Raw genomic sequence first — 352 nt, 5'->3', positions numbered from 1 at the left:
TTGGCTCCTGTTAGTTGGATCATTCGTAGCTGTTGAGCTAATAATTTCTCTTGGGATTCGATGACTTCTTCTGTTTTTATATCCTCACTCACCATTTCCAAACCCGGAACAAAACACTCTCCATGCTCTGGCATCGTCGAGTTAGTAATACTATCCCGGTGTATATCAAAAAATAAGGTGTTTTTTAATATCTTACCTTGGGACCGCTTGGCAAAATTTCCATCGATAAATGCACAATAGAAATGCGAGGGATCATAATGCAATTCAAAAGAATCTACAGAGGTAATATCGTCATAGCTATACTTTGTAATTTTTTTTCTAGATTCTTCTTTTAGCTCCGGGTTTATATATT

General features: G+C 36.4%; 1 protein-coding gene. It reads right to left on the bottom strand.

Annotated features, from left to right (window positions below; genetic code table 11):
- Positions 1-352 (bottom strand): hypothetical protein (locus JKM87_RS17715; RefSeq protein WP_202081797.1); only part of this gene is annotated, 352 nt, incomplete at both ends.

Origin of the sequence: Caldalkalibacillus salinus (assembly GCF_016745835.1) — a bacterium.
Classification (GTDB): domain Bacteria; phylum Bacillota; class Bacilli; order Caldalkalibacillales; family JCM-10596; genus Caldalkalibacillus_A; species Caldalkalibacillus_A salinus.
This window is presented reverse-complemented; position numbering and strand designations above follow the sequence as displayed.